Annotated in this window: 7 protein-coding genes; 1 reads left to right on the forward strand and 6 read right to left on the reverse strand. The window is 43.1% G+C overall.

What is annotated here, in order from left to right; genetic code table 11:
- Window positions 1–137: 137 nt before the first annotated feature.
- From VK179_12190 to VK179_12200, 3 genes are read right to left on the reverse strand one after another with little or no spacing between them, the layout of a single operon-like run.
- Window positions 138–1382, reverse strand: a complete 1245-nt coding sequence (locus VK179_12190) for an MFS transporter (protein HLO59496.1) — start codon at window positions 1380–1382, stop codon at window positions 138–140.
- Window positions 1379–3994 (reverse strand): beta galactosidase jelly roll domain-containing protein, encoded by a 2616-nt coding sequence (locus VK179_12195; GenBank protein ID HLO59497.1) that lies wholly within the window; start codon window positions 3992–3994, stop codon window positions 1379–1381. Before VK179_12195 ends, VK179_12190 begins: the two co-directional genes overlap by 4 nt.
- Window positions 3995–4006: 12 nt before the next feature.
- Window positions 4007–4834, reverse strand: a complete 828-nt coding sequence (locus VK179_12200; GenBank protein ID HLO59498.1) for an ROK family protein — start codon at window positions 4832–4834, stop codon at window positions 4007–4009.
- A gap of 180 nt (window positions 4835–5014) precedes the next feature.
- Between VK179_12200 and VK179_12205 the strand changes: the two genes are divergently transcribed.
- Window positions 5015–7792: an AsmA-like C-terminal region-containing protein gene (locus tag VK179_12205; protein ID HLO59499.1), complete on the forward strand. Its 2778-nt coding sequence runs from the start codon at window positions 5015–5017 to the stop codon at window positions 7790–7792.
- 244 nt (window positions 7793–8036) lie between these two features.
- On the opposite strand, the gene rplS is transcribed toward VK179_12205, so the two are convergent.
- The 3 genes from rplS to VK179_12220 all read right to left on the reverse strand — a co-directional run bounded on the left by rplS (window position 8037) and on the right by VK179_12220 (window position 11096).
- Entirely contained in the window at window positions 8037–8420 is a 384-nt protein-coding gene (gene rplS, locus VK179_12210) for a 50S ribosomal protein L19 (protein ID HLO59500.1), read from the reverse strand.
- A gap of 175 nt (window positions 8421–8595) precedes the next feature.
- Window positions 8596–10170, reverse strand: coding sequence for a 4Fe-4S binding protein (locus VK179_12215; protein ID HLO59501.1), 1575 nt, complete (start codon window positions 10168–10170; stop codon window positions 8596–8598).
- Window positions 10167–11096, reverse strand: a complete 930-nt coding sequence (locus VK179_12220) for a DUF362 domain-containing protein (protein ID HLO59502.1) — start codon at window positions 11094–11096, stop codon at window positions 10167–10169. Before VK179_12220 ends, VK179_12215 begins: the two co-directional genes overlap by 4 nt.
- Window positions 11097–11139 lie beyond the last annotated feature (43 nt).

Here is an 11139-nt window from a genome sequence, read left to right on the forward strand (position 1 = left end):
CATTACCAAGACAAACTACCTTTTTGAATTGTCTGTCTTGGCAAGGTTCTGCCTGTTCTGGCAGATTGCTTCGTCGACTATTACTATTTAATTATAATCATGGTTTTGTCACGCTCCTCGCAATGACGAACTTATTCTCAAATTTTCGGCTCGCTGAAAACCGTTTTATTTTTAATAATTGGTTTAGCCCAGATGCTGATGCTAAAAATGTAACCAAGGGTTACAAGAATGAAAAGCATGGCAAACCTGAGGCCTATTAACTGTGCTATTCCTCCGATTACCAGAGGTACGATTGCTCCTCCCACAATACCGGTGCACATGATACCGGCGAAAGTTCCGTGATGTTTGGGTATTGAATTCAATCCAAGCGAAAAAATGATCGGGTACATAACTGAAATGGTAAAGCCGCAAACCGGGAATGCCACAATGGCTACCTTCATGCTTCCGAACAAGGCAGTAAGAAGGACCAAAGCCGTCATTATGGCAAATGCAAACAACACTTTTTTGCTGTCGAAAATCTTAAGAAGGAACATCCCCAGGAAACAGCCCACTGTCATCAGCCCCCAGAAATACGATACGGCATGGGCACCCTGGATATCGGGATCCAAACCATGATAGGTCTGCAAAAATTTTGAAATCCAGTATGAAATGCCCTGTTCAGTACCCACATAGGCAAAAAGGCCAATGAAAAACAGGATCACAGTGCGATTCCGCAGCAACGACCGCAGTGTACTGCCCACTTCAATACGCTCTTCATCGGTGAGTTCGACCTTCGGAAATTTCAGGGATGTGATGAAAAGGATCATCAGAAAAGTAATAGCAGTGAAAACCCAGTAGATTGAAACCCATTTCAATCCGGCAGGTACCATGTTTTCAAGCATTTTAGCCAGGCCTGTAGCATGACCCGAATGCACATTCTGCATCAGGTATGAGTGCAACTGGGGACTGAGAAAGGATGCCAGTCCGAATACAAGCTGTGCCATAGCGGAATAAAAAGCAAAATTGGCTTCTCCTCCCGATGTTCTGAGCAACGGGTTAATGATAACCTGGAGCATGGCAAAACCAAGCCCGATTGTAAAAAGCGAGACAAGAAATATGCGAAAACCCGGAAATACCGAAAACAAAAGGGCTGCACAAAAAACAAGGATAAATGCACCTATCATCACCGGCTTCTCAGTGTATTTCTCAACAAGAAGACCGGCAGGTATCGACATCACACCATATGCCAGAAAAATAGAGAAAGGAAGAAATCCGACAAGCGACAGGCTAAGATTGAAATCTGCCTGGGCATTCGGGTTAATGGCCCCTAAAATATTGGTAAGAAATGAGATCACAAAAAAGGTCACCAGTACAAGAATGACCATTACCGTATTTCTTTTCATAGCTTCATTTTTATATGTTGTTCATTCACATTCCATCCCGAATAATCAAGCGTGTAATCCCCTGAAATCTTTTCCGGCAGTTTGCATTGGATAATTTTTGTCTCACCCGGTAACAGGCTTATATAATTGTCATTCCAGAATACTGGGAAAACTGTGTGAGAGGCTGTATCCTTAACAGTAAAACTTACAAGAAAAGCCACATTTTTTGACGGATTCTTAACGGTTGCCTCAATGGTCCTGTTCTCCTTAAGGTCAGCTGAAATCTCAAGTGCCACAGGCTGCAGGTAGTTCAGGGGTTTTAAATCGGCGCTGGTTTTGATGGGAGTGTAATACCATTCAGTCTTTTGCCAGTCATATATATCAGGTCCGCCCGGAAGCCAGTAGAAATTCGATGCTATGACATTATTGCTCTCATCCGACAGGGTTAATGAAAGGAAAACGATGTTTTTGAAGTCGGGTAGTTTGTATACAAATGCCGATTGATCAGGATCGACATTAACAGCCACTTCATCTGTCAGAATCTCCTTTCCGTTAAGGTCGGTCATTTTTATACCGGCTTTCGCCCTGGCAAGTGATTTCAATGATTCATTAACCACGTAAACCTGGTTGTTACCGTAATTATATACAAGCTGAAGCGGTTCATTTGCTTTCTTTGCGGCAAAATAGGCTGATGTAGGCAACAGGTAATAATCGTAAAGCTGCCAGTAAAACGAGGGCCATGCCGAATTCAGCATCCACTGTACTATTCCGGTTGTATTTGGCTTATTAACCCTGAAAGCCTCAAACATGGCTTTCATTGCCTCATACCCCTGGGCATCGGCTTTGAGTAAATAGTTTTTTAGGTTGTAGGCTTGTCCGTACCTGCGATTCAGGACCCCATTAAATATTGAAAGATCTCCGAAGCTTTCGGAAGGATTGCAATGGAAATTCCACATGTCATTGATTGGCCAAAGTTTATTGGCAGGAATCATCTTTTCAAGAGATTCCAAAACCGGAATCTGCGGTCCGGGACCTGTTTCAGTATTGAATCCGTATGCACCGCCGTTTACTGAATCGATATACCAGTATGAGGGTCCCACATAATTATAGGGGCCTTTCATTTTAACACCTGTGTTTCCGCTTACTTCACTCTTCCTCCAACTGGCTGCGCCCAGGTAAGGACGGTCGTCAATTGACGAGATCAGGTCGCGGTATCTCTTTTCAAGTGCCGGTCGAGGTAACATATCGCTTCCCAGCATCCAGACGAAAACCGAAGGATGGTTCTGAAGAAGCCTGATCTGGTCATTCAGGTATTCTACAGCCAGGTTCATATCTTTTTCCGAAGAAATTCCGCCGAAATCATCGCAGGGTTTGCCCAGGTAGTTTTCCCACTCCCACTGGCAGCTCCAGCCAACCATAACAAGCAGTCCGTAACGGTCACACAAATCATAGATATTACTTGTTTTTCCCCATACATTCTCAAAGCGGATTGTATTCAGATTCATGTCTTTCACATACTGAACCTGGATTTCATCCGATTCCGGAGTATCCCTGAAAAACAGGTCATCTGTCCATCCCGCTCCCCTGATGAGCACTTCCCTGCCATTCAGCTTAAATCCTTTATGTCCGCCGGCGTTAGTATAGGCTTCAATCGTGCGGATACCGAATGTTATATCTTTCTGATCGGAAACCGAATTATTGGAATTAAACTGAAGTGACAGTTTATACAATTCAGGATTCCCCATTCCATTGCACCACCACAATCTTGGATTCGTAATATGAAGTGATTCCGCTTCCTTTGGTGTTACTGTAATCTTTTTACTTTCACCGGGCTCCAGTTTTACCGGTATGCTGAATTCAATTCCATCACCCTTTGCTTTTAGATCACCGCTTACTTTCTTACCGGAAGAATTCGTGACCTCTGTCGTCAGGGTAAGAGACGCTTCATTAAGGGTCTGGGTATTGACATCTGAATGTATAAATGTGTTTTTAATCGCTACATCGCCTGTAATATCAATGTATACAGGCCTCCACAAACCCATATTGCGGTCAGGAGGTGCGGGATTCCAGTCGACAAAACCATGACCCAGGTCCCCTTTGTTCTGCCTGAACACTTCAACAGCCAGAACATTGGTTTCCTTGTTCACTACTTTTGTAATATCAAAGGAAAATGTTCTGAAAATACCATAAGTTGAATCCTTTGAAGCAATCTGTTTTCCGTTGAGCCAGATATTGGCATAAAAGCTGATCCCGTCAAAAAACAACCGGATATGCTGCTTTTCGTTAACCGCCGGGAGTGCGAATTCGGTGCGGTACCACCACGATTGCCTGAATTGCGCGGTATCCACATTTTTTATACTGTCAGCCTTAAAAATGTCCTTGTAAAGGCCGTTTGCTGTGAGCACACCCATTATGGTTGAAGGCACACTGGCTGCATACCATGAATCAGTATTCACACCGGTAGCAGAAAGAGCTGACCCTGTCGTTTCATTCAGAGCTCCCGATTTCTGTACTTTCCAGTTATCAGCAAGACTGATCCTTTCATGAAGGGATGACTGTTTCCCCGAACAGGAAACCAAAACAACCGCTATTACCGAAATATACAGCAGGTTAATTGAGCGCAGACTTTTCATAGGATGATTTATTTATTGGATGAGAGATGCAGCACCAAGAAGAGCTATATTGGGATTATCGGATACAAAAAGTTTCAGTTTCTTTACCGATTCAGGAAAAGCAAGGGTGTTCATCACTTCGTGCATTGAATCTTTAAAATACTTATACCCGTTGCTTAATGATCCTCCAAGCACTATGGCTTCCGGATCATAAGTGTACATAACCGTTTTAATGGCATTGCCCAGGTGCACCCCGAATTCTTTCCAACTCTTCAGTGCTTCGTCATCACCTTCTCCGGCCTTCTGAAAAGCAGTCAGTGCGGTCGTATTGTACTTATTATGGAAAAACCAGCTGCTGCAATAATTTTCAATGCAATCATCAAGGTAAGGTACCAGCCCGAATTCACCGGCACCGCAATTTTTACCAGCGTATAATTCATTATTGATAATCACACCGCCGCCGAGTCCCGTTCCCATGGCCAAACCAACAACTGTTTTAAAACCCTTCACAACACCATGACGATGCTCTCCCAGAATGAAACAGTTCACATCATTGTTAACCCGAACGGGAATTTTGAATTCTTCTTCAAGGATACGCTTCAATTCCACTCTTTTCCACGAGGCTATGTTGGTAACATCAGTCACAATGCCATTTTCCAGGTCTACAACAGAAGGAACACCGATTCCTATCCCTGTAATATCCTTATCCATAACCGAACGGATAAGTCCCACAAGCTGATCAATCGTTTTCTGTAATACTTCCTTATCTCTCAGCGGAATGGCTTTCTGAACAATGATCTTATCCTGGTCAAGTCTGCCGGCCCTCAGATTGGTTCCGCCTACATCAACTGCAATAACCATAGTATAATTTTAAAAGATTAATAATAGTGAAAATGGAATACCTGTTTGGTATAAAAAAGATATCGGGTTTCTAAATTATAAAAACTATCGTAATATTATTGACGTAAAAAGAATTCTATTTACGATTGTGATAAATTTGTCTTAACAGTTAAATTGAATAACCGTCTAATTGCACCTATCATGAAAAAGATTCTGAAGATAACAGGTATTGTAATTCTTGTGTTATTGGTACTGATTGTTTCTGTTCCTGTGCTTTTCAAGGGCAAGATCCTGAAACTCGCCAAGGATGAAATAAACAGCACCCTGAATGCTAAAACGGATTTCGATCTGTCATTGTCATTGATCCGTTCATTTCCGAACGTTTCTGTCGGATTAAAGAACTTTTACATTGCCGGTGTCAACGATTTTGAAGGTGATACACTGTTCCAGGCGCAATCGGTTGAGGTTGTGGCCGATCTGATCAGCGCCATTAAAATGGAGAACATAAAAATCAGGAAGATTTCGATAGAAAATCCCCGCGTTCATGCATGGGTAAGGCCTGACGGTAAAGTGAACTGGGATATAATGAAAGATACCGGAGATGAAGCGGAAACCGATACATCTTCATCCACAATGAAGGTACAGCTTAAAAAATTCACGATCAATCATGCCTATGTGCGGTATGACGACGACAGCAGTAAAATGAACGCCGCACTGGATGATCTCAATTTCGTCATGAACGGGGATCTTTCAGAGGACTTCACTACCCTGTCCTTCCAGTCTAATGCCAAATTCTTCAATTTTGTCTATGAAGGCATACGTTATATGAAAGATGTGGCAGTTACGCTGAATATGGATGTGGACGCCGATCTGAAGAATTCAAAATATGTGCTTAAGGAAAATGCGCTCACATTGAATGATCTTCTTGTGCGATTCGAAGGAAATATGGCAATGCCAAATGATGAAGACATCACGATGGATATTAAATACGGCATGGATAAAGCTGATTTCAAATCACTGCTTTCCCTGGTCCCGGCCATTTATATGGCTGATTACAAAGGATTGCAGGCATCGGGAAATGTAAAGATGGAAGGCAGCGTTAAAGGTACCTATAATGAAAAAAGCATGCCCAATGTGGTTCTTAATATGCTTGTGCAAAATGGTAAATTCAAATATCCTGACCTGCCGAAATCAGCAGATAACATTGCCGTGGATATGAACCTGTTCTTTGACGGCGTGCAATATGATAACACCACGGTAGACATCAATAAATTTCATGTCGAGTTGGGCGGGAACCCTGTGGATATGAGTCTGAACATAAAAACACCGATGAGTGATATGTATCTGAACGGTAATTTGAAAATGGATCTTGACCTGGCAACAATCAATGATGTCATACCGCTCGACAGTACCACGCTTACCGGTAAAATTAAAGCCTCGCTCGATTTCATGGGTAATATGTCGTATATTGAAAACAACCAATACGATAAGTTCAGGGCTGACGGGGCAGTTGAGATTACCGATTTTCTGTATAAGAGTCCCGATCTTCCAAAAGATCTCACTATTGCAAAGTCATCACTGGCCTTTTCACCCCAATACCTGGATGTGAAGAATTTTGATGCCACAATGGGGAAAAGTGATCTTCACCTTTCAGGAAAGCTGGAAGATTTCCTTCCTTATGTTTTTAAAGACGAAACCATTAAAGGTAATTTCATCTTCACATCAGGTGTCCTTGACCTGAATGAATTCCTGACGGATACTGAAGAAACCACAACTGAATCGGACACCGTTCCTCTCACTGTATTTGAAGTTCCTGCAAATGTTGATTTCAAGCTGGTTTCACGCATCGATAAAATGTATTATGATAAGCTTGAAATTGAAAACACTATAGGAACCATACTTGTAAAAGACAGCAGGGTAATACTCGACGGTGTAAGCCTGAACATGCTCGATGGTTCGATGAAACTCAATGGTGAATACAATACAAAGGATGTTAAAAATCCGATGGTTGATTTCGATTTCACTGCATCAGCCATTGATGTGCCTTCCGCTTTTTCAGCATTCACTACGTTGCAGAAATTTGCACCCATTGCGAGCAAGGCAGTCGGTAAGGTTTCTCTTGGCATGAAATTTTCATCCATACTCGATAAGAATATGATGCCCCTGCTTCAGTCCATTGTAGGTAAAGGAAAAGTTTCATCGGATGCATTGGGAATCAAGAGTTCTGCAACATTCAATAAGTTGGGCAATGCCTTGAATACAAAGGCATTTGATAATATGATCCTTAAAAAGCTCGGAGTCGATTTTAATATCCGTGATGGCAAACTGATGGTAAGTCCTTTTGAAACCAGTGTAGGTGGAGCGAAATTGCTGATCGGCGGCGACCAGGGATTGGATCAGAATATGAATTACACCATTGGCATCAATATTCCGCGTGAAGAATTGGGTGCCGCAGCAAACAAAGCAGTTGACAACCTCATCAGCAAGGCTTCAGGTGCCGGGTTAAAGATTGACCCGTTGCAGACACTGAACATTAAGGCGAAAGTAACCGGTAACTTTAAAGATCCGAAGATTGGCCTGGACATGGCTGAAAATTCGGCGTCGGCAAAAGATGCCATTAAGGAAGAAGTGAAACAGGCTGTCCAGGAACAGGTGGATGCCAAGAAAGAACAGGCAAGAGCTGCTGCCCAGGCTGAAGTGGATAAAATAATGGCACAGGCTCAGAAAGAAGCAGACCAGATAAGGGCTAAGGCTGCTGCAGGCGCCGATGTAATCCGAAAAGAAGCTAATACCAATGCGGATAACCTGGTGAAGAAGGCAAAAGATCCGATATCGAAAAAACTGGCCGAGGAAACGGCTAAGAAGATTAAGCAGGAAGGCGAAACATCAGCTCAGAAAGTGATCAAGGAAGCCGATGCCAAAGCCAACGCTGTAATCAAAGCCGCCCAGGACCAGAGTAATAAATTGCTGGCGGAGTAATATAAATAGCCCCGGCATTCATGCCGGGGAATGAAGTACCAAAACATTTCACAAGCCTTCAGGCCAGCAATTGAATAGCCCCGGCATTCATGCCGGGGTCCGTGATCCAACATTAAATTACGGGCCTTCAGGCCCATCCAAAAAAAAAGCGGGCCTAAACCCGCTTTTTATATTTTATGTTTTTATCATGCTACAAATCCGACTTAATAAGGACAAGTTCGGTTCGGCACGAAACAAGTCGAAACTATTCTTTTGCCGCTGATATAGCACCTTCAACCAGTTTCATTCTCTTTTCCTGGATGCGGGCTTTCTTACCGGTAAGATTACGCAGGTAGAAAATCTTTGCGCGACGAACACGACCGTGCTTGTTTAATTCGATTTTATCAATGAAAGGTGAAAACACGGGGAAAATTCTTTCAACACCCACGTTGCCCGACATTTTGCGGACGGTGAAGGTTGCTGATGCTCCTGCGCCTTTTCTCTGAAGGACAACACCACGATACTGCTGTATCCTTTCCTTGTTTCCTTCAACAATTTTATAATGAACCGTTATAGTGTCACCGGCTTTGAATTCAGGATATTCTTTCTTTGCGGTGAATTGATTTTCAGCAACTTTAATTAAATCCATGGTGTGTAAAAATTTATCGTTCGTCCTTAAAAATTCAGGTCGCAATATTACAAATTATTTTTCAAAAAACACAAATTTTATGCAGTATTCGTCGAGGCTCATGAATAGCCGGCCTTAAGGCCGGGACGCAATGTATAAATTAGTCATCTCCGGCCTTAAGGCCGGGGCTATTAATTCAAAACAAAAAATCATCCGATGATTCCTGTTTCAGCTCTTCTACTTTCGGTGCTTTGGCCACCTGGTGAACGGTGTTGCCATCTACAAATATGGCAGTGTGAGGTTTCACCGGGCATGCGAATTCGCACGCACCACAACCGATACAGATATCCGTATCGGTTTCAGGAATTGTGAGATCATCCTTGTACGGTACCATCTTCACAGCCTGAGTCGGACAATGTTCGGAGCATGAGCCACATGAAGTGTTATCGGTGTAGACTATACACTTTGTCTTTACAAAATTCACCTTACCCAATTGCTCCAGTTTCTTCTCCTCAACAGTGATGGGCAGAATGGCACCGGTGGGACAAACCTCACCGCATTTTGTACACTCGAAATTGCAGTATTCAATACCGTAATCCATATGTGGCTGTGACATTCCCGTGAAACCATACTCGAGGAAAGATGGCTGCAATGTTTTTGTGGGGCAAACCGAAATGCAAAGATGACATGCCGTGCACCTGTCGGTGAAATGCCTGATACTTACTGAGCCCGGAGGTGTGACAGGGTATTTTTTCGGATTCTTTATCTTTCCTGCCGGCCTGTCTTCTGTTTCTGCAGAAAAAACCTTTTCTGATAAACCGGTTAATGCAACAGCGTACACAAGAGTCTTTCCGATGAATTCACGCTTGGAATCGTCGGTTGTAACAGCAACGGGCTTGAAAGCCGCTTTGGCGCTGCCTTTTCCTGTCATGTATTTTATACTGTTCTCGGGACAAACATCAATACAGTTATAACAGGCTACACAACGCGAATTATCTACCTCCTGGGTTTTAATGTTAATGCAGGTCGATTTACACGCAAAGGCACATTTCCCGCACTTGGTACAGGTGGCTTTATCCATTCTGATTCTGAAAACGGAAAACCTTGAAAGAAATCCAAGCACGGTTCCTACAGGACAAATGGCATTGCAATAAAGACGGCCATAATAAAAGGCCAGGACAACAACAGCAATAACCAATACGGCAGGAATGAAAACTGTTTTCCAGGTTACAAGATCCAGATTAAGCCTGTACAGAAAATACATGTCGAATTTTTCAAACAGGGAAGCCAGTCCGTTATTGGCAGCGATAATTCCGGGCCGGACAATATCAGAGAAAATCCTGCCAAAACTGCTGTATGGATCAAGAAGATTCAACACGAACATGCTTCCGAAAAGCAGGGAAATAACAACAAGCGCGAGAACCGGGTACCTGAGGTAATTGAGGGCCTTCCTGAACTTATAGCGTTTGATGACCTTTGCCTTTTTGGATATCCATGACACAATATCCTGGAAAATCCCAAGGGGACAAATAAACGAACAATACACCCTGCCAAAAAGTGCTGTAAGTACAAGAATGATGATAAACCCTGCCGACAATACAGCTGGTACCGTAATGAATTGTATAACCGACGGAACAAACTGCAGGAATAACAGCCTGTCGGCCCATGCTGTGGGTATGAGTTCCCTGAAATCAACGAATAAACTGGTAATACCTAACAGAAGCAGAAGAGAAAAGACAACCCTGAAAATTTTTAAATGCTTTTGCTTCATGCGCCCATGCTTATTCTGTTCACTTTCAAACCATCGATGTTTGTGGTGCCTGAACCGAGCTGTTCCGCCAGGGCAATATGCTTCACCTGCTTCGGATCAATTCCGAAAACTTTAGCAGCGGCAGTATCAATGGCAACTATATCTTTACCTATGATCTGGTATTTCATGGTGGCTACATCAGCAACAGAAACACCGCGGGGACCATTGCGTTTCATTACACGGTAAGCATCTATCACATTCAGATCGGGTTTGCGGTAAGTGGTGAAATCAGCAATACACTGGTGCAAATCGTTGCTGTGCCAGAATTCCCTGTCCCACACCACGCCCATCATATTCTTCATGGCCACCGATAACGTGGAGCCACCGTGATTTTTCAGAACCGGCACATTGATAAAAACGTCCGATTTTATAATAAGCTCATGAACCCTGGCAGTCTTCAAACGTTTGGCATTCGGTAATGAAACTTCCTGGTAATATCCTTCAGTTCTTCCTGAAACCATTGTACCGCCGGCCTTTTTAACAGCATCTTCGATACCGCTCATTTTATAGCAGCGGACACCTTCGGCACAAGTATTGTCAAATACATATACTGCCTTTGCACCAGCCCTTTTGCAGCTTTCAACAATGGCTGCAACAAGCAGGGGATTGGTGTTTGCGGCACGCTCAGGTGCAGAATCCCAACCTATATTTGGTTTCACAACGACAGTCTGGTTCGGTTTTACAAACTGTTTCATACCACCCAGCGATGCAATTCCCTTTTCAAACATTTCAGCTGCTTCACCGCCCTTAATAGCAACCATATCGTATGGCAGCTGTAATGCATCGGTTTCCTCAGCCATCAGCCTGTCAAAATTGCCCATCGAAAGCGCTGCGCTGGATAACACTCCAAAACCTACAGAATTTCTGATAAAATCTCTTCTTTTCATTTTGTATTGAATTAATTACTAACCATTACAACACACCGTCAAA

The organism is Bacteroidales bacterium, from assembly GCA_035299085.1.
GTDB lineage: Bacteria > Bacteroidota > Bacteroidia > Bacteroidales > UBA10428 > UBA5072.

Bases quoted from the DNA above. Each gene is read 5' to 3' on its own strand.
- VK179_12190 (HLO59496.1), bottom strand. From the start codon at position 1,382: ATGAAAAGAAATACGGTAATGGTCATTCTTGTACTGGTGACCTTTTTT.
- VK179_12195 (HLO59497.1), bottom strand. From the start codon at position 3,994: ATGAAAAGTCTGCGCTCAATTAACCTGCTGTATATTTCGGTAATAGCG.
- VK179_12200 (HLO59498.1), bottom strand. From the start codon at position 4,834: ATGGTTATTGCAGTTGATGTAGGCGGAACCAATCTGAGGGCCGGCAGA.
- VK179_12205 (HLO59499.1), top strand. From the start codon at position 5,015: ATGAAAAAGATTCTGAAGATAACAGGTATTGTAATTCTTGTGTTATTG.
- rplS (HLO59500.1), bottom strand. From the start codon at position 8,420: ATGGATTTAATTAAAGTTGCTGAAAATCAATTCACCGCAAAGAAAGAA.
- VK179_12215 (HLO59501.1), bottom strand. From the start codon at position 10,170: ATGAAGCAAAAGCATTTAAAAATTTTCAGGGTTGTCTTTTCTCTTCTG.
- VK179_12220 (HLO59502.1), bottom strand. From the start codon at position 11,096: ATGAAAAGAAGAGATTTTATCAGAAATTCTGTAGGTTTTGGAGTGTTA.